Source organism: Streptomyces sp. NPDC058697, from assembly GCF_042715345.1.
Taxonomy (GTDB): domain Bacteria; phylum Actinomycetota; class Actinomycetes; order Streptomycetales; family Streptomycetaceae; genus Streptomyces; species Streptomyces liliifuscus.
Window position 1 is genome coordinate 243,224 of sequence record NZ_JBHXSU010000007.1, and the last position, 19,334, is coordinate 262,557.

10 protein-coding genes are annotated in these 19,334 nt (G+C 69.1%); 6 read left to right on the forward strand and 4 right to left on the reverse strand.

The window, feature by feature from the left end; all coding sequences use genetic code 11:
* Window positions 1–339: 339 nt before the first annotated feature.
* Together ACFWXQ_RS19330 and ACFWXQ_RS19335 are read left to right on the forward strand one after the other, a co-directional pair.
* Window positions 340–2,613: a M4 family metallopeptidase gene (locus ACFWXQ_RS19330; protein ID WP_383953465.1), complete on the forward strand. Its 2,274-nt coding sequence runs from the start codon at window positions 340–342 to the stop codon at window positions 2,611–2,613.
* Between the two features lie 174 nt (window positions 2,614–2,787).
* Entirely contained in the window at window positions 2,788–4,461 is a 1,674-nt protein-coding gene (locus tag ACFWXQ_RS19335; protein WP_383953467.1) for a hypothetical protein, read from the forward strand.
* 46 nt (window positions 4,462–4,507) lie between these two features.
* On the opposite strand, the gene ACFWXQ_RS19340 is transcribed toward ACFWXQ_RS19335, so the two are convergent.
* On the reverse strand, window positions 4,508–7,633 hold the full coding sequence (locus ACFWXQ_RS19340; protein ID WP_383953469.1) for a discoidin domain-containing protein: 3,126 nt from the start codon (window positions 7,631–7,633) through the stop codon (window positions 4,508–4,510).
* Between the two features lie 237 nt (window positions 7,634–7,870).
* Window positions 7,871–11,101, reverse strand: a complete 3,231-nt coding sequence (gene icmF, locus ACFWXQ_RS19345) for a fused isobutyryl-CoA mutase/GTPase IcmF (RefSeq protein ID WP_386268663.1) — start codon at window positions 11,099–11,101, stop codon at window positions 7,871–7,873.
* A gap of 293 nt (window positions 11,102–11,394) precedes the next feature.
* Between icmF and ACFWXQ_RS19350 the strand changes: the two genes are divergently transcribed.
* From ACFWXQ_RS19350 to ACFWXQ_RS19365, 4 genes are all read left to right on the forward strand, one after another.
* Window positions 11,395–11,685: a hypothetical protein gene (locus ACFWXQ_RS19350; protein WP_383942205.1), complete on the forward strand. Its 291-nt coding sequence runs from the start codon at window positions 11,395–11,397 to the stop codon at window positions 11,683–11,685.
* On the forward strand, window positions 11,682–12,149 hold the full coding sequence (rraA, locus tag ACFWXQ_RS19355) for a ribonuclease E activity regulator RraA (RefSeq protein WP_383942208.1): 468 nt from the start codon (window positions 11,682–11,684) through the stop codon (window positions 12,147–12,149). The genes ACFWXQ_RS19350 and rraA overlap by 4 nt, the downstream gene beginning before the upstream one ends.
* A 50-nt stretch (window positions 12,150–12,199) precedes the next feature.
* Complete coding sequence (locus ACFWXQ_RS19360; protein WP_383942211.1) at window positions 12,200–12,958, forward strand: IclR family transcriptional regulator; 759 nt, start codon at window positions 12,200–12,202, stop codon at window positions 12,956–12,958.
* A gap of 99 nt (window positions 12,959–13,057) precedes the next feature.
* The gene (locus ACFWXQ_RS19365; RefSeq protein WP_383942214.1) at window positions 13,058–14,311 is read left to right on the forward strand and encodes a PP2C family protein-serine/threonine phosphatase; all 1,254 of its coding nucleotides are present in this window, start codon (window positions 13,058–13,060) and stop codon (window positions 14,309–14,311) included.
* Here ACFWXQ_RS19365 and ACFWXQ_RS19370 read toward each other — a convergent pair.
* Together ACFWXQ_RS19370 and ACFWXQ_RS19375 are read right to left on the reverse strand one after the other, a co-directional pair.
* Window positions 14,283–15,782 carry a family 43 glycosylhydrolase gene (locus ACFWXQ_RS19370; protein ID WP_383942217.1) on the reverse strand — a complete coding sequence of 500 codons (1,500 nt, stop codon included), beginning with the start codon at window positions 15,780–15,782 and terminating at the stop codon, window positions 14,283–14,285. The two genes, ACFWXQ_RS19365 and ACFWXQ_RS19370, sit on opposite strands and share 29 nt — an antisense overlap.
* A 13-nt stretch (window positions 15,783–15,795) precedes the next feature.
* Window positions 15,796–19,104: a discoidin domain-containing protein gene (locus ACFWXQ_RS19375; protein WP_383942220.1), complete on the reverse strand. Its 3,309-nt coding sequence runs from the start codon at window positions 19,102–19,104 to the stop codon at window positions 15,796–15,798.
* Between the last annotated feature and the right edge of the window lie 230 nt (window positions 19,105–19,334).

The window sequence follows — 19,334 nt, forward strand, 5'->3', positions numbered from 1 at the left end:
GAAAGTGTTCGTCGGCGGTGATGAACTCACAGCAAGCAATGGTCAATTCAAGCCGTTGTCTTGTCACTTCCATGACAAGCCTGTGCGAGTGGTGTCACTCTGCTGTGGAACATTCACTGTTCGTTCACATCGTCGCACCTCTCACACCTCCCACGTCTCCCACTCGTACATCCCCGCACCCTCACGTCGCACGCGTCACCGCGTCTTCGGACGCCTGCGCGTGTCGGCCGGTGCGGTGCTCCTTCCCGCTCCACCCCCCATTCCGGACCGGCCGCAACCCAGTCGGTCCGCTCGCCGTCGGCCCTCACCAGGGGCCGGCTGTCGCAGGAGGAGAAGACCTTGTCCGGGTATCACCGTTCCACCCACCGGCGCAGACGCGCCGCGGCCCTGGCCCTCACGACCGCGAGCTCGCTGCTCGTCCTCGGAGTCCAGTCCGGACCCGTATCCGCCGCGCCCGCGGATCCCGGTTCCTCGAAGATCACCGCCACACCGCGTGCCGGTGCGGCGCAGACCGAGCTGTCGCCCGCGAAGCGCGCCGCGCTCCTCAAGAGCGCGACCGCCACCGCCGGGGAAACGGCCGGGCAACTCGGCCTCGGCTCCCGGGAGAAGCTCGTCGTCAAGGATGTCATCAAGGACGCCGACGGCACGACCCACACCCGGTACGAGCGCACCTACGCGGGACTCCCGGTCCTCGGCGGTGACCTGGTGCTGCACCTGAAGAACGGCCGGACCACCACGTCCAAGGCCACCCGCGCCACCATCGCGGTGCCCACCACCACGCCGAAGATCTCCGCGGCCGGCGCCGCCACCAAGGCGCTCGCGATCGGCAAGGCGGCCGACGTGGAGCGGTCCGAGGTCGAAGGCAAGCCGCGGCTCGTCGTCTGGGCCGCCGCCGGGTCCAAGCCGGTCCTGGCCTGGGAATCCGTCGTCGAGGGGTTCCAGGAGGACGGCACGCCCAGCGAACTGCACGTCGTCACCGACGCGGCCTCCGGCAAGGTCGCCTCGAAGTACGAGAGCGTGCACACCGGCACGGGCACGGGCCAGTACAACGGCTCGGTCGCGGTCGGCACCACGCCGTCCGGTTCGTCGTACCAGATGGTCGACGGGGACCGCGCGGGACAGCGCACGTACGACCTGAACCAGGGAACCTCCGGGACCGGCGCACTGTTCACGGATGACAACGATGTCTGGGGTGACGGCACCCCGGGCAACCGGCAGACCGCCGGTGTGGACGTCGCCTTCGGCGCGGCCGCGACCTGGGACTACTACAAGAACGTTTACGGCCGCAACGGCATCCGTAACGACGGTGTCGCCGCCTACAGCCGCGCCCACTACGGCAACAACTACGTCAACGCCTTCTGGCAGGACTCCTGCTTCTGCATGACGTACGGCGACGGGTCCGGCAACGCCAAGCCGCTGACCTCGCTGGACGTGGCGGCGCACGAGATGACCCACGGTGTCACCAGCGCCACCGCCAACCTGACGTACTCGGGGGAGTCGGGCGGTCTGAACGAGGCGACCTCCGACATCTTCGCCGCGGCGGTGGAGTTCAACGCAGGTCTGGACGCCGACGTCCCCGACTACCTGGTCGGCGAGAAGATCGACATCAACGGCAACGGCACCCCGCTGCGGTACATGGACAAGCCCTCCAAGGACGGCCAGTCCCGCGACAACTGGGACGCCTCGCTGGGCAGCATCGACGTCCACTACTCCTCCGGTCCCGCGAACCACTTCTTCTACCTGCTGTCCGAGGGCAGCGGCGCGAAGACCGTCAACGGGGTGAACTACGACAGCCCCACCGCCGACGGCGTCCCGGTCGCGGGCATCGGCATCGAGAACGCGGCCCGGATCTGGTACCGGGCGCTGACGACGTACATGACGTCGTCGACCAACTACGCGGGTGCCAGGGTCGCGACCCTGCAGGCCGCGGGTGACCTCTTCGGTGCCTACAGCGACACCTACCTCGCCGTCGCCGCCGCCTGGGCGGGCATCAACGTCGGTGACCGCATAGCACTGGGCGTCAACGTCTCCCCGATCGACGACCAGGCCTCCGGGGTCGGCCAGGAGGTGTCCCTGCAGATCGACGCCTACACGACCAACACGGACGCGACGCTGACCTACGAGGTCACCGGCCTGCCCGACGGCCTGACCGCGAGCGCCGGCGGGCTGATCTCCGGGGTCCCGACCACGACCGGCACCAGTGACGTCACCGTGACGGTGACCGACAGCACGGGTGCGACCGCGTCGGACACCTTCGAGTGGCGGGTGGCGTACGTCTACGGCAACTCCACCCGGGTCGACATCCCCGACGTCGGTGCGGCGGTCGAGTCGCCCGTCACCATCACCGGCCGCCCGGGCAACGCCTCGGCCACCACGGAGGTGTACGTCAACATCGTGCACACCTACCGGGGTGACCTGACGGTCGATCTGGTCGGACCCAACGGGACCGTGTACTCGCTGCTGAACCGCAGCGGCGGTTCGGCCGACAACGTCAACCAGACCTTCGTCGTGGACGCCTCGGCGCAGCCCATCGAGGGCACCTGGAAGCTGCGGGTGCGTGACGTGGCGTCGATCGACGTCGGCTACATCCAGCAGTGGAGGATCACTCCCTGATCCACCGCCCGCTCCCACGCCCGCCCGGACCGCGCCATGGTCCGGGCGGGCGTTCGCGTCGTACGTTCCATTCGCCCAGGAGCGCTACGGCGTGTCCGGTACCGCCTCTAGCCTCGGTGGTAGAGATGTCCTTCGCGGTTTCGGCCACGGAGGCGGCACAGGAGAGGCGGACCGATGGACTACTACGATCTCGGCACCCACAGGCGGCCCGTGACGACAACGTCCCCCGAGGCCCAGAAGTGGTTCGACCGCGGCCTGGTCTGGTCGTACGCCTTCCATCACGAGGAAGCCGTCTCCTGCTTCGAGGCGGCCGTGGCCGCGGATCCCGACTGCGCCATGGCCCACTGGGGCATCGCCTACGCCCTGGGCCCCAACTACAACAAGCCCTGGGAGTTCTTCGACGGCGAGGACCTGGCCCGTACCGTCGACCGCACCCACGCCGCCGTGGAACTGGCGCAGGAGAAGGCAGCCGGAGCCACCCCCGTCGAACAGGCGCTGATCGGCGCGCTGCGGGCCCGCTATCCGCAGGCGGAGGCGGTCGAGGACTGCTCGGTGTGGAACGAGCCCTACGCCGACAGCATGCGCGCCGTGTACGAACTCGCCCCCGACGACCTCGACATCGCCACCCTCTACGCCGACGCGCTGATGAACCTCACCCCGTGGCAGCTGTGGGACCTGCGCACCGGCCAACCGGCCGAGGGCGCTCGCACGCTCGACGCGAAGGCGGTCCTGGAACGGGCGGTCGCCACCGAGGCAGGGGCGCGGCACCCCGGCGTCCTGCACATGTACATCCACCTGATGGAGATGTCCTCGGCCCCCGAGACCGCGCTGCCCGTCGCGGACCGGCTGCGCGGCCTGGTCCCCGACGCCGGCCATCTGCAGCACATGCCCACACACCTGGACGTCCTCTGCGGCGACTACCGGCGTGTGGTGTCCGACAACAGCACGGCCATCGTCGCCGACGAGAAGTACCGCGCGCGGGCCGGAGCGATGAACTTCTACACGCTGTACCGCTCGCACAACTACCACTTCAAGATCTACGGCGCGATGTTCCTCGGTCAGTCGAAGACCGCTCTGGAGACGGCCGCCCAGCTCGAAGCCTCCATCCCGGAGGACCTGCTGCGGGTGCAGAGCCCGCCCATGGCGGACTGGCTGGAGGCCTTCCTCGCCATGCGGGTCCACGCGCTGATCCGCTTCGGCCGCTGGTCCGACATCGTGGAACTGCCACTGCCCGCCGATCCGAAGCTGTACTGCGCGACGTCCGCGATGCTCCACTACGCCCGCGGGGTCGCGTTCTCGGCCACCGGTCGGATCGACGCGGCCGCGGCCGAACGCGAACTGTTCCGCGAGGCCGTCACCCGGGTACCGGAGACGCGGATGCTGTTCAACAACACCTGCGCCGACATCCTCGCGATCGCGTCGGCGATGCTCGACGGCGAACTGGAGTACCGCAAGGGCAACCACGAGGCCGCCTTCGCCGCCCTGGAACGGTCCATCGCACTGGACGACAACCTCCCCTACGACGAACCGTGGGGCTGGATGCAGCCCACCCGCCACGCGTACGGCGCCCTACTCCTCGAACAGGGCCGCATCACGGAGGCCGAAGCCGTCTACCGGGCCGACCTGGGCCTGGACGACACGCTCCCGCGCGCCCTCCAGCACCCCGGCAACGTCTGGGCCCTGCACGGCTTCCACGAATGCCTCGTCCGGCTGGGCAAGACGGGGGAGGCGGAGATCGTTGCCCAGCAACTGAAGATCGCCACGGCGTTGGCGGACGTACCGGTCGAGGCGTCGTGCTTCTGCCGCCTCGAAGCGGTCAACGGCGGTACTGACGGCGGGTGTTGCTGAAGGGGCGAGGCAACGTCCTCGCCACCCCCGGAAGTGTTCGGTGCGGTCACTCCCGCGTGACAGTGAGGGCGATGAGTGAGACAGGGCGCGCGGCCGACGTCATGACCCGTAGTGCCACGTAGCGGGTCGTGCGGTCGGTACGCAGGACGCCACGCGCCGACAGCCGCGCCGCGCCACTGTACGTACGGCCGTCCAGGCTGAACTCGACCTGGGATGCCGGGGCGTGGCCTCCTCGCCACTGGGTCCGGATCTCGGTGATGTGCTGTTCGGAGCCCAGGTCGACGACCATGCGACCGTCGGGACCGGGCGACCATGCGGTGCCCGCGTCGCCGTCGACCGCGGCCCTGGGGTCCGTCATACCGGGCGGCAGCGGTGCGGTCGGGAAGGTGGTGCGCCCGAGTGCCAGGTCGTCGAAGGGGTACGCCTTGGCGCGCGGCACGGTGACGGTGGTCGTGCGGCCCGCGCGGACCCTGGCATCGACGCTCTTGCCCTGCGCCGAGACGGTGACGTGGCAGGAGGGGCCGGTGAGTCGTACGGTCCGGCCGTCGCGCACCTCGGCGCGGAGTCCGACAGGAATGCGGCCGCCGGAGAGGACGAGGCGCGCGGGCGCCAGGGCGGCGGATGCGGCGGACAGTTCGGCGTGGAAGGCCGTGCCCGCCTCGGTGACGGTCTGAACGCCTTGGTAGAGACGGATTCCCTCGGCACGCGAACCCGGGATCGTCACGGTGGTGGTCACGGCGTCCGAGGAAAGGTTGAACAGGCTCAGGTGGTGCTCGGTGAGGGCCGCCTTCACCTGAGCGGACTGCGTCGAGGGGGTTTTGCGGGCGGCGGCGGTACGCAGTTCCTCGGGCGTTGCGCCGGGGAGTGCCTCGATGAGCACGCTCTCGGCCGGTCCGTCGGAGAGGGCGACTGTGTCTCCGTACACCGAGACCGGGTTGGCGCCGCCTCGCACGAGGAGACCCGCGCGGCCGTCGACGTCCAGCCATCCGCCACGGCTGGTGAGGTCCGGCCGCGGCCAGGAGACCAGGTCGGTCCACTGCTGCCCGTCGGCCGATCCCTGTATCCGGTACGCACGGCCCGCCGCGGCCTCCCAGCGAAGCGTCACCCGGTCCACGTCCCGGGACGCGCCCAGGTCGACCGCGATCCAGCTGTCCGCCCGTGGACGGTCCGCGCGCGACACCGCCCAGCGGCTGGTGGCGTTGCCGTCGACGGCGAGCCTGGGCTCCCTGCCCGGGTCGAAGGACGAGGCGGAGGCCGCCGACCCGGCCTCGCGCGCCAGGTCGGGGCCCGAGGCTCCGTCACGTATCTCGAAGGCGTACAGCGAATAGCCGTACGACGGGTCGGGGCGCACTCCGAGCATGCGCAGATGACGGAACCGGTCACGCGGAAAGGTGAGTTCGTCGACGCGTGGGCCGGCGGACGTGCCACCGCTCCCGGCGACGACCGTCGTGCTTCCCTCGGCCGCCCGATAGGTGCGCTTCCCGTCCAGCCCCGGCATCCCGGGCATGGTCAGGTTGCGCACCTCCAAGTGGCCCTCGCCGTAAGCCGTCCCGGAGGTCGCGTACACGACGGCGCCGGACGGCAGCGTGGTGAAGCCCGCGTACCCGTGGTCCAGCGTGAGCAGACTCGCGCTGCCGTCGAACCCGTCCCGCAGCCGCGAGTAGGTGACGACCGAACGCCGGGTGACCTTGGCACCGGTGCTCGGCAGGAACATCGGGGTCGAACCGCTGAGTGCGAACAGCCAGTCGTCATGGGCCGGTTGCCAGGCGAACTTCACGAAGCCGGACTTGCTGACCGCACCGGACCACGCGCCCGGCGACTGATGGGAGACGAGGCCGGGTCCCGGGCCGTAGTCGGTGACGCCGCTCGCCCGCTCGAAGAGCTCGCGCTGAGACAGGGGACGCACGGGTGCCTTGCCCGACCGGGCCCGCCACTCGTGCAGCAGGTAGCTGATGGCCAGCTCGGCCCGGGCCTCCGGCTCGTACTTGGACTCGCCCGAGAACTTCGCCAGGCGGTACTGCGGCGGGTACTCCTGATATGCCTCCAGGCGCTCGGCCAGGGCCACTTCACAGCGGGCCGCCGCACGGTCGCCGACGACCTGGGCCAGGAAGGCGAGCGGAATGACGTCCCGCCCGTAGAGGTGCTCGCGATCGGCGACCATCGGCATCAGGGGTTCGCCCGCGTCGCTCATCACGCCGAGCAGGGTGCGCCACAACGGCCCGGCGTTCGGCTGTGCCGTGAACACCTCGGGCAGGGCGCGGCCCGCGGCGAGGAAGTGGGCGCTGTTGCGTCCCGAAGTACGCCAGAGCTCTTCCTGATAGTGCGGGCCGAACGAACCGTGGTTCTCGACGATGAACGTGTCATAGAGGTTCTGCGCGGTGTTCGCGCTGACGGCGACCCCGTCCACGCGGGCCGGGTTGGCGAGGTCCGCGGCCGGGAGCCCCGCCTCGTTGCGGCTCCACCGGCCGAAGGCGGCGCGCCACGCGTCGTACCGCGGATCGTCGCTCGCCCAGGCCAGACCGGGGGCCAGTGACTGGGTGTAGACCCCCATCTCCTCCAGCTTGGTGTCGCCTTGGAATCCGCCGGTCAGGCCGTGCGGGGTCCAGTCACCGGAGTCGGGATCGTCGCCCGTGCCCAACTGCGTGGTGTACTGCGCCTGTTCGCGGGCGATGGTGTCGATGTTCCGGCGCGTCGCCTCATCGAGGTCGTCCCACAACAGGCGGGCCGCGAGCACGAAGTACGACTGGAACGTGGTGTCCCAGAACAGTCGCCGCCCCCACTTGGTACCGCCGGTCAGCCGGTTGGACGCCGCGAAGTGCTGCACGGTGGCGAGGGTCCTGGCGCGCAGGGTGTCCTTGTCGACTCCGGCCCGCTCGGCGTCGTACGGGCCCCGGGTCAGCAGGACGGCGTTGCCGAGTACGACGGCGAAGCCGAAGTCCCTGTCGGTGTAGTGGCCCTGGGCCGGGTCCCATTGCTGCTCCGACCACCGGGTGTGGGAGAGCAGGACCCGGTAGTACGTGTCGGAGACGGGGTCCTCTCCTGGGGCGGCCGCGGTTGTCGCGGCGGAGGCCCGGCCCGAACCCAGGGCGAGCGGGAGCCCGGTCACGATGCCGGAAGCGCCGAGGAGTTGCATGGCTCGACGGCGTGTGAACCCCACGGCGCGCTGCGACATGAACGCAACCTTTCGACAACGTTGTCAGAGTGTGCGGTCATTCTGTGGTCGTCCCGTGCGCACGTCAAGACTCTCGGAGTCCCTCGCAGCACTCGGTGGCCGCCCGCGAAGGTGGGCGTGCGCGGACGCGACGGCGCCTCGCCCTGCGCCGCGGGCTGAGCTGCTCGACCGGGTCGCGTGGCGAGGCGCTTGACGGGACGGACGCCGGATCAGACGTTTGACGGGACGGGCGCCGGATCAGACGTTGCGGCGGTACTGGCCCCCGACCTCGAAGAAGGCGTCGGTGATCTGCTGGAGCGAGCAGACGCGGGCGGTCTCCATGAGGACGGCGAAGACGTTGTCGCCGCTGACCGCCGCGTCCTTGAGTGCGGCCAGGGCCGCGTGGGCCGGGTCGCGGTGGCTGGACTGGTAGTCGCGCACGCGCTCCAGCTGGGACTGCTTCTCGTCCTCGGTGGCGCGGGCCAGCTCGATGACGACGGGTTCGGCGGTGTCCGCGTGGGGGTTGCGGAAGGTGTTGACGCCGATGAGGGGCAGGGTGCCGTCGTGCTTGCGCTGTTCGTAGAGCATCGACTCGTCCTGGATGCGGCCGCGCTGGTAGCCGGTCTCCATGGCGCCGAGCACACCGCCCCGCTCGCTGATCCGCTCGAACTCCTGGAGGACGGACTCCTCGACCAGATCGGTGAGTTCGTCGATGATGAACGAGCCCTGGAGGGGGTTCTCGTTCATGGCCAGGCCCCACTCCCTGTTGATGATCAACTGGATGGCCAGGGCCCGGCGGACGGAGTCCTCGGTGGGGGTGGTCACGGCCTCGTCGTAGGCGTTGGTGTGCAGGCTGTTGCAGTTGTCGTAGATGGCGATGAGCGCCTGCAGGGTGGTGCGGATGTCGTTGAAGTCCATCTCCTGGGCGTGCAGGGAGCGTCCGGAGGTCTGGACGTGGTACTTCAGCTTCTGGCTGCGCTCGTTGGCCCCGTACTTCTCCTTCATCGCGACGGCCCAGATCCGGCGGGCGACGCGGCCCAGGACCGAGTACTCCGGGTCCATGCCGTTGGAGAAGAAGAACGACAGGTTGGGGGCGAAGTCGTCGATGTGCATGCCCCGCGCGAGGTAGGCCTCCACATAGGTGAAGCCGTTGGCGAGGGTGAAGGCGAGCTGGCTGATGGGGTTCGCCCCGGCCTCGGCGATGTGGTAGCCGGAGATGGACACCGAGTAGAAGTTGCGGACCTTGTTGGCGATGAACCACTCCTGGATGTCGGCCATCATCCGCAGGCTGAACTCGGTGGAGAACAGACAGGTGTTCTGTCCCTGGTCCTCCTTGAGGATGTCGGCCTGCACCGTGCCGCGCACGTTCGCCAGTGCGTGCGCACGCAGTTCGACCGTCTCCTCGGGGGAGGGGTCACGGCCCTCCGCGGTACGGAACCGCTCGACCTGCTGGTCGATGGCGGTGTTGAGGAAGAACGCGAGCACGGTCGGGGCCGGGCCGTTGATCGTCATCGACACCGAGGTCGTCGGCGCGATCAGGTCGAAGCCGTCGTAGAGCGTCTTCATGTCGTCGAGGGTGGCGACCGACACGCCGGACGTGCCGACCTTGCCGTAGATGTCGGGACGCTCGTCCGGGTCGCGGCCGTAGAGGGTGACCGAGTCGAAGGCGGTGGACAGCCGGGTCGCCGGCTGGCCCTCGGACAGCAGCTTGAAGCGTCGGTTGGTGCGGAACGGATCTCCCTCTCCGGCGAACATCCGCGCCGGGTCCTCACCGTCGCGCTTGAAGGGGAACACCCCGGCGGCGAACGGGAAGTGGCCGGGCAGGTTCTCCCGACGCCAGAACCGCACCAGCTCCCCGTGGTCGGTGAACCGGGGCAGCGAGACACGAGGGATCTTGTTGCCCGAGAGGGACTCGCGGGTCAGCTTGGTGCGGATCTCCTTGTCCCGCGCCTTCACGACCAGCTCGTCGCCGGAGTACGAGGCAACGACGGCGGGCCAGTTGGCGATCTGCTCCCTGACGTCCTGCGGGAGGTGCTTGCGGGCGCCGTCGAGCAGCGACTGGACGTTGGCCGCCTCGGAGCCGGCAGCGACCAGTTCGCCCTCGACGGCCTCCAGGCGCTGCACCCGCCGGGCCGCCTCGGCCAGCAGCTCGGTGGCGGAGTGGTATCCGCGGACCGAGTCGGTGATCTCGGCGAGGTAGCGCACCCGGTCCGCGGGAACCACCTGCCGGATGCCGGAGGAGTGGCGCACGTCGACCGGTGCCAGCGTGCCCTCGGACAACGGCAGCCCGTGCTCGGCCAGCGCCGCCTTCACGTACTGGTAGAGCGCGGTGACACCGTCGTCGTTGAACGTGGCCGCCGAGGTGCCGAGCACCGGCATGTCCTCGGGCCGCTTCCCGAACGCCTCGCGGTTACGGACCAGTTGGCGGCCCACGTCCCGCAGCGCGTCCTTGGCGCCGCGCCGCTCGAACTTGTTGATAGCCACGACGTCGGCGAAGTCGAGCATGTCGATCTTCTCCAGCTGCGAGGCGGCGCCGAACTCCGGCGTCATCACGTACAGCGAGGTGTCGACGAACGGCACGATCGCCGCGTCGCCCTGGCCGATGCCCGGTGTCTCCACGATCACCAGGTCGAAGCCGGCGGCCTTGACCACGTCGATCACCTCGGAGAGGTGCGCGGGCAGCTCGTGGCTGCCGCGGGTGGCAAGACTCCGGAAGAAGATCCGGTTCCCGTCGAGGGAGTTCATACGGATCCGGTCACCGAGCAGCGCACCGCCGCCGCGGCGGCGGGTCGGGTCGACCGCGATCACCGCGATCCGCAGCTTGTCCTGCTGGTCCAGACGGAACCGGCGCACCAGCTCGTCGGTCAGCGAGGACTTGCCCGAGCCGCCGGTGCCGGTGATACCGACCACCGGCGTGCTGCGCGCGGCCCCGGCGGCACGCAACTGCTCCAGGAAATCCGTGGGCAGTTTGCCGAGCTCCGCACCCGTGATGGAGCGGGCGATCGCGAACCGGTCGCCCGCGAGGACGGCGGCCGCGTCGGCGGGCTTGCCGTCCCAGAGGTCGAAGTCGCAGTCCTTCACCACCGTGTTGACCATCCCGGCGAGGCCCATGCGCTGGCCGTCCTCCGGGGAGAAGATGGTCACCCCGCTGCTGCGCAGCCGGGTGATCTCCTCGGGCACGATGACGCCGCCCCCGCCGCCCACCACGCGCACGTGCTCGGCTCCCTGCCGGCGCAGCGAGTCGACCAGGTACTCGAAGTACTCCACGTGCCCGCCCTGGTAGGACGAGACCGCCACACCGTGCGCGTCCTCCTCAAGGGCCGCGTCCACGACCTCCTGCACCGACCGGTTGTGTCCGAGATGAATCACCTCGGCCCCTTGGGACTGGAAGATCCGCCGCATGATGTTGATCGAGGCGTCATGCCCGTCGAACAGCGCCGACGCGGTGACCAGACGGATGGGGTTCGCGGGGCGGTGCAGGTCGCTCATGGGGGCCTTCCCAGACAGGTCAGGGGAACGCTGACTAACTAGATAGTAGGACGTCCTAGTAAATTACAGGAGGCGACGGCGGTGTGAGCAGAAGCACAGGGAGCGCGCGAGTCGTCTCGGCGTCGTGAGCGCCCCCTCCCGGGGCCCGTGCAGGCTACAAGCTCGGCGACCGCAGACCGGCGGACGGCACGGTGATGCCGCCGACCTGGGCGATCGACCCCGGTCGGCCTGGTTGACGCGGTTGGCGCGAAGGGTGGGGCCACGCCCGTCCCGCTCAGCGCTAGCTTTCATCCATGAGCCGCCGCAACGTGCCACACGCTTTCACTGCGGTCGACAGCCAGTCCCGGCCGGCCGAACTCGTCGAGGTCCTGAAGCGCCTGACCGCCGAGCCGTTCGTGGAAGCCCGCACCCTCGTCGTCCGCGACCCGACGCCCGCCGACAACGTGATGGGACTCCGGAGCTGGGCCCACACCGCTGCCGCCGACCGGTTCGTGGCCCAGTTCGATCAAGCGGTCCGCACCGGACGCTTCACCTACGCTGTCACTTTCTTCCTGACCTCAGGGAACACGAGAGGAATCCGATGAAGCCCACAGCCGACCTCTACGACGAGCACGGTGACGACCTCCAGTCGTGCACCACCCTGTTCCGGATCTTCGGTGCCCGGACGTCGTTCGAGGGCGTTGTCACGACCGTGCGATGCCACGAGGACAACGTGGTCCTCAAGGCCACGCTCGGTGAGCCGGGTGCGGGGCGGGTGCTCGTCGTCGACGGCGGTGGCTCGCTGGCCGCCGCTCTGATGGGGGACCTCATCGCCGACCTGGGCGCGTCCAGCGGCTGGGAGGGTGTCGTCATCAATGGCGCGGTCCGTGATGTCGAGGCGCTGTCCAAGATCGACCTCGGCGTGAAGGCCCTCGGTTCCAACCCCCGCAAGAGCCGCAAGGAGGGTGTCGGGGACAGGGACGTCGAGGTCTCGTTCGGCGGGGTGACCTTCACACCCGGCTGCCACCTCTACAGCGACACCGACGGGATCCTCGTCACTCGCGGGTAGGGCCGAGCGCTCGCCTTGCCCGCGGCGCCCGTCCGGCGCACGCTGGTCGTATGGGCGAGCACGACGGCCCCACCCTCATCACGTCCGTCCAGCGGGCCTTCCGCCTCCTGGAAGCCGTCAGCGCGCACCAGAACGGGGCGCCGGCGAAGCAGCTGGCACGTGAGACGGGCCTGCCCCTGGCCACCGCCTATCACCTGCTGCGGACACTGGTCCACGACGGATACCTGCGGAAGCTGGACGACGGCGGCTTCGTCCTCGGCGACAAGCTGCAGATGATGCAGAGCACGGGCCGAGGCCAGGCGCTGCTCAGCCGTGTCCGCCCCACGCTCGCCGCGCTGCGCGACGAACTCACGACCGCCGCCTACCTCACCTTCTACGAGGAGGGCGAGATCCGGGTCGCGGAGATCGTCGACGGCCCCAGGGCGCCCCGCGTCGACCTCTGGGTGGGGTTCGAGGACGCGGGCCACGCCACCGCGCTGGGCAAGGCCGTGCTCAGGGAACTGGACGACGAGGACCGTAAGGACTACCTCGCCAGGCACCATCTCGCCGATCTCACACCACGGACGATCACCAGCAGGCCGGAACTGCTCCGGCGCCTGGACACCTCACCCGTGGCCCCGGCCGTCACGGATCTGGAGGAGTACGCCCTGGGCACGGTCTGCGTCGCCGTACCCGTCTACAGCGGGGACACGCTCGGCTCGCTCGGCGTCTCGATGCCGGTGGAACGGCTCTCCCGGATGCGGGACGTCCGCGCGCGGCTGATCCCGACCGCGAACCGCGTGACCAGGAGGCTGTCGCTCACTATCTGAAAATCAGCTTCTTGTAAGGTCCGGGCCGACACCGTTTCCTGGATGAAACCGGCATTTCAGGAATGTGCGCCGTGCACAGGTGAGGACAGCGGACGAAGTATGAGTCAGGCCCGTGATCATGGCGGCAACCACTGGTCCATACGGACACGCAGGAACCGGGTGACCGAATCCGGGGCTTCGGCACGCGGCCGGGCAACCGCGCGGTTGGCCGCCGGGACGCCCGTACTGCACCTGCTCCACGTACTGCCCGTGCTGATCGTCTCCGTCGTCGTGCTCGCCGACTTCGTCGGCGGAGCGGGCATGGTCTGGCTGCCCCTCCTGGTGGCCGGGCCCGCACTGGCCGCCACCACGAACGGGCCGCGCGGTGTCGCGTGCGTCGGCGTCCTCGCCGCGGTGCTCGGGGCGACGCTCGGAGCCCGTGACGGCGTTCCGGGCAGTGAACTGGCGGCCCTGCTGTCCGCCCTTGCCGCCGTCACCGTGGCGAGTGGCCTGGCCAGCGCGCTGCGCGGGCGCCGCGACCGGGTGCTCGCCGCTGTCCGCTCGGTCGCGGAGACCGCCCAGCACGCGCTGCTCAAGCCCGTACCGGCGACCGTCGGCCCGTTCCAGGTGGCCGTCCGCTACAGCGCCGCGGCGGCCGAGGCCCGTATCGGCGGGGATCTCTACGCGCTGATACCCACCCCGTACGGAGTGCGGCTGATCGTCGGCGACGTACGGGGCAAGGGACTGCCGGCCGTGGGGACCGCCGCGCTGGTGCTCGGTGTCTTCCGGGAGGCCGCCTACGACGAGCCCGACCTCCTCACCGTCATCGACCGGATCGAGCGGAGCCTGGCGCGCAATCTCGGTAGCGACGACTTCGTCACCGCCGTGGTCGCCGGCTACTCCCAGGACGGGCAGCTGGAGGTCGTGAACTGCGGACACGCGCCTCCGCTGCTGATACGCGAGTCCGGAAGCGTCGAGCCGGTGGAGCCCGCGCATCCGGCCCCGCCCCTCGGACTGCGCGCCCTCGCGAAGCACGCCCCCGCCCTGGACGTAGTGCCGTTCGCGGACGGGGATCAGTTGCTGCTCTACACCGACGGGGTCACCGAGGCCCGCGACCGCGGCCGTGAGTTCTACCGGCTCGCCGAAGGGCTGGCCCGCCACGTGTGCGACGAGCCGGCTCGCACCCTCACCGCGCTGCATGACGAACTGCTGGCCCATGTCGGCGGCCGGCTGCACGACGACGCGGCGCTGCTGCTGATCCGCAAACCGACGCTCCGGGAAGTGCTGGTTCCCGAACCGACGGTCTGCGGAGCGAGCGGAGCCACTGCTGAGTCCGAAGTGACGCCTACTCGCCCGACGGCGCGGTCAGTGTGACGCCGAGGGCCACCGGTGTGCCGAAGTTCGGTGTGCCGTCGGCGTTCCAGGTGAACTTCTGCGCCCGGGTCGACCGGTTCATGTCGCAGCCACCGCCCGCGGAGTTGTTCGCGTGGTAGACGATCCAGTCCTCGGACCCGTCCGGCGACTTGAAGAAGCCGTTGTGGCCGGGGCCGTACACACCGTTGGCGTTGGACCGCTGGAAGACCGGGTTCGGTGACTTGACCCAGGAGGAGGAGCTGAGCGGGTCACCTCCGTTGTACGTCAGCATCCCCAGCTTGTAGTCGGGCGTGGAGCAGTGGCTCGCGGAGTAGACGATGAACGTCTTGCCGCCCCGTTGCAGCACCTCGGCGCCCTCGTTGACCGCGCCGCCCACCGTCTCCCAGCTGTAGGTCGGAGTGGACAGCACCCGGCGGGTGCCGCTCGCGGTCCAGGGGTTCGACAGCGGCCGGATGAACATGGGCTGCGAGCCGTTGTAGAACGTGCCGAGGAGATAGAGCTGGCCGTTCAACTGCAGGATGCCCGGGTCCAGTTCCCAGGTGTTGTCCTGGGTCGGGTCGAGCAGGTCGGCCTTGAAGCTGTAGGGGCCCATCGGGTCCAGGCCTGCGCTCTCCAGGACGTGGATCCGCTGGGTTCCCAGGTCGTACGGCTCCCGTCCGGCCGTGTAGTAGAAGTACCACCGCTTCCCGTTGGGACCGTCGAGCAGGTGGAACTCCGGAGCCCACATCGTGCCGGCGCCGTTGGGCCTGGTGAGGTTGAAGATCACCTGGTCGGTGGCCGTGGCGAGGCCCGCCAGGGTGCCGGCCTTGCGCATGGTGACCGTCGAGTTCCAGGTGGTCGTGGCGAGGTAGTAGTAGCCGTCGTAGTACGTCAGCCAGGGGTCGGGCCCGCGCTGGGAGAGCGGGTTGGTGAACGTGCCCGGGCCCGTGCCGCCGCCGCTGAAGCCGGGCAGGCGCCACACCCTGCCGTTCCCGGTACCGCACGGCAGCTGCACCAGGCCCGTGTTCGAGGCAGACGAACCGCCGCTCGGCGCCACGCACTTGCCGGAGCCGACGGAGACGAGGTTGAACGTCTTGTCGGTTCCGCTGACTGTCACGGGCACGAGCCGCCACCGCTGGTTCGTGCCGTTGTGGCAGGTCCACTGGATGATCGTGGCGTTGTCCGCGGTGGACGCGCCGTACACGTCGACACACTGGCCGGAGGCGTGCGTACTGATGGTGTAGGTGTCGGCCGTCCCCGCGACCGGGGTGAAGCCGAAGGACTGGCTCGCGCCGGAGGCACATGTGCTGGCGCGGAGCTGTGTCCCGCTCGTCGTCGAACTGCCCGGTACGTCAAGGCAGTTGGCGCCGTTCTGGTTCACCCCCGTCGAGGTGAACGAGACGGCGGCGGCAGCGGTCGGCGGCGCCACCAGGAAGGCGACCACCATGGCGAGCACGGCGGTGAGCACGGACAGGCATCTGGAACGAGTCACTTGGGCACACCCTTCATCGCTTGGCGGTCGCGCCGGGGCCGTACACCTTCGTCTCCAGAAGCCCCACGGAGTTGGTGCCGTTCCCGGTGAGCAGCACCCGTAGCCGTGTGGTGCTCGTCGCGGTGAAGGTGACGGTGTTGTACTGGTTCTTGGCCAGCGGATAGCCGCCCGCACCCGGTACGTCGACGTAGGCGCTGCCGTTCCAGTACTGCAGCTTCCACGAGGCGGGCATGTCGATGCCCTGGTCGTCGTCGAAGAAGTACACCTCGGCCCTGTCGAGGGTCCTCGCGGACGGCCAGGTCAGCTCCGCCCATTGCTGACCGGTCTCCGGCCAGGTTCCCCAGCGTGGGTTCACGGTGTCGTTGGACGACGGCGGATCGATCCCGTCGTTGATCGCGGTGACGGTTTCCCAGGCGGAGGTGTACGACGCCGAAGTCGCCGCGGATGTCGCCTGGTTGGCCGGTGGCTGGACACCGCCCCTGTTGAACACCTTGACCTCGGTGAGGCCCGTCTTCGCCCCCGACGCGTTGGTGGCCAGGACCCGTATGCGCTGGGCGCTGATCGCCGGGAACTGCACCACGTTGTAGTTGGCCCGCGGCACGGCCGGACTCTTGGCCTGCCCCGGCGCGCTCACCCATGAAATGCCGTTGTAGTACTGGATGGTGTACGCGGACGGGGCCCGGTAGGTGGCACTGGCCGGGCGGCTGTCCTTGAAGTACAGGCGCACCTCGTTGAGCGTGCGGGCGGTGCCGAGGTTCAGCTCGTACCAGTCCTGGCTGTTGGGGGAACCGCCCGCGCCCCAGAACGGTTCGTTGGTGGGGTAGCCGTCGACAGCTCCGGAGGCCGCGCTGCCGGACCCGGTGTGGGAGGCGGACACGCTCGCCCCGGAGGCGAGGTTGGTCAGGTCGGCCGTCAGATCGACGCCGGCCTTGGCGAGCATGTCGACCATCTGGGGGCTGTCCTGGACGACCTGGTTCGGGGCCTTCAGCCCGGCGACGGACGTGTGGTGGGTGACCGTACCGCTCGTGGTCACGTCACCGGTGGCCGGGTCCCAGGTGAAGGGCACGAGCGAGCTGACAGTGGCGGCCCGGCTGCCGTTGACGTAGATCGAGTACCCCTCGGGCACGCCGGGGTAGCGCACCACTCCGTCGGCCGGGTCGTCCCAGACGATGGACAGGTCGGCGCCCCGGTAGCGGAGGTTGTTGACGGTGAAGTGGCTCCAGCCGATGTCGATGGGGGAGAGCTCGACCTTGGCGTCGTTGCGGGGCCGCAGACCGGCGACGTCCTCGATCACAGTCCAGTTGCTGCTGCCCAGGATGTTGTGGTGGATCCAGGAGCGGTAGTTGATCGAGCTGCCGTTCCAGTCGGCCCAGAACTCGTTGGCGTCCGGCCACTGGGTGTTGCCGCCGACGTACTGCGCCCAGGTGTTCCAGTACAGGAGCTTCTTGTAGTCGGTCGCGCTCATCCATGAGTTGGAGTAGTTGCGCAGCACCGACGAGTACAGCCGGAACTGGACGGTCGAGTTGATGGTGGAGAAGTTGTTCGAGCCCGGGTTGCCCGCGTCGGCCGCGGCCTTCTTGTCGACCTGGTTGGCCGTGTAGAAGGGGAAGATCGGATACTGGGCCGGGTCGTCGTAGAGTCGCAACGCCTGCTTGTAGGCAGTGGTGTTGGGCACGGCTCCGACCGAGAACGGGTAGTAGTTGTTGATCTCCTTCCAGGGCACCCATTCGTTGGTCGACTTCAACCGGTGCTCGAAAAGCTGTCGGTTGGGGTTCCACAGCACGTTGGCGATGGCGTCCTTGATCTGCGTCGCGAGCGTGCGCATCTCGGTGGCCTTGGCCGTGTTGCCGGTCGCCTCGTAGGCCTGCGCGGCGGCGAGCGCGCCGCTGTACTGGTAGGCGGACTCGGCGCGGTCCATGTTGCCGGGCTTCCAGTGGAAGGAGACCGCGTCGGCGTCGTTGCCGGTCAGGGCGCCCCAGTCGTACTCGATGAGCTTGTTGTTGTCGTGGTCGTAGTGCGCGAGCTGTCCCTTGACGTCTCCCTCGGCGTAGCGGGCCAGGTTGGCTGCGATGCCGGGCTGGCCGCCGTGGATCTGGTAGCTCTTCCAGGCCGCCTCGGCGATGTACTGGGTGTAGCTGTTGGACCAGTTCTCCGGGTCGCCCGGGTTGTCGAGGAAGCGGGCCCCCTTGGAGGTCTGGCCGACGCTCAGCCAGTCCCCGTACGCGTAGGCCGGGTTACGCAGGTACTTGAGGTCGTCGATGTGCATGGGCTGGGTCAGCGCTATCGCGTTGTTGTAGCCGAGGACGCCCTCGGTGGAGGTCGGGAACTGGAAGGTCTGCCCGGGGATGTCGGCGTCGAGGCTGTTGAAGCGCATCAGCCACCAGCGGTAGTAGATGTTCTTCTTGATCGCGCCCTCGGGCACGTCGATGTAGGGCACGTTCTGCGCCCACCACAGGTTGTAGGCCCTGACGTGGGTGGCGAACGCGGTGGCGTTGGAGTAACCGGCGTAGGCGTTGTACTCGGTGATCGACTGGGGGATCTCATCGGTGACGAAGCCCATGACCACCTTGGCGGTGACGGTGGCCCCGGCCGCGATCGTCACGGACCGGTTGAGACCGCCGTTGGAGACCGCGAAACCGTCGCCCGTGAGCCGAGGGCGGATCGTGGTGAGGTTGTTGTAGGCGCCCACCTGGCCGGTCAACTCGCTGCCGCCGCCCGTGGTGGCGTACGGGGAAGTGGCCCGCAACTGCAGCGTGGTGGGGCTGCTGCCGTTGTTCCTGATCGACAGGTTGGTCACCGCGACGTTGTTGTCGGTGATGAACTTGGTCTGGTCGACCGTGACCGAACCGCTGGTGTGCACGCTCTTCCAGTGGCTGGGCACCTGCCGGCGCTGGGCGACCTGCTCCGTGAAGGTGCCCGGGCTGATCGCGACGCTGTAGGCGTTCTGGTCGTTGATGCTCTCCCAGTAGGCGACATGGCCGCCGAAGCCGAGCACCGCGGGATCGTGGGTCTTCATGAAGACCGCGCGCCCACGGCTCATCAGCCAGGATCCCGCCGGGTCGTTGCCCGAGCGGGCCAGGAGGCGGTCCATCCAGAAGTCGGTCCCCGAGCTCTCCGCGTCGTAGATGCTCCGCATCATGTCGCCGGGCGTGTAGCCGACGGGCGCGGCCGGGATCGCGGGTCCGCCGAAGGTGGGGAAGCCGATGGTCTGCGCGGCATGGGCCGGGGTCCCGGCGACGACGGAACAGACGCTGAGCATCAGTGCGAGGAGGAGGCATCTCGTGCGCCGACGTCGTACCAGTAGGACGTGCGGTCTTCTCATCGGAGGCTCCCTGTGCGGTTGACAGCAGGCGGTTGCTCGCGATGGTGCGTTCAGCCGCGCGACCGCCGGGGCCGTGGGCTATGGCGTGCCCCTGACACACGTAAAGCGTGATTGCGACGCCATAAATGAGGCTGACCTAAAAGGTTTTCGCAACGTAGAGGCGGGCTGACGCACTGTCAATAGCCGGGAGTGGAGCTCATCCCTTACATGGCAAGGGCTTACCGGTCTAG